This window comes from Faecalibacterium sp. DFI.5.82, assembly GCF_029076575.1.
GTDB lineage: Bacteria > Bacillota > Clostridia > Oscillospirales > Ruminococcaceae > Faecalibacterium > Faecalibacterium duncaniae.
This window is the reverse complement of the sequence record NZ_JARFIS010000997.1, coordinates 1-293: the sequence shown is the minus strand read 5'-3', so window position 1 is coordinate 293 and position 293 is coordinate 1. Positions and strand designations below refer to the sequence as shown.

General features: G+C 57.0%; 1 pseudogene. It reads right to left on the bottom strand.

From position 1 onward, the window contains the following. A pseudogene (locus P0G09_RS19855) lies at nucleotides 1-293 on the bottom strand (nitroreductase); the annotation flags it as partial.

Here is a 293-nt window from a genome sequence, read left to right as displayed (position 1 = left end):
AGCCATAGGGCTGACGGTTGAGATAGCTGGGGGAGAGCGAAGCGGCGTAGATGGACTGCCAGAGCATATCGTCGTAGAAGTCCTTCATCGCGTCATGCCCAGACTTGTTGCTCCAGCTCCCCATGTGAACCAAATCGTGCACGCCCTTTTTGGGCGCGTAGTACTGCTGCTCGGCCCGCACATCAATCTGAGACATACTTCGGATATTCAGCCGCAGCTTTTTTGCGGTCTTTTCCCCGTAGCCAAAGGCTACGATTGCCGCCACCTCTACCGGGGTGGCGAGAGACAGTGCC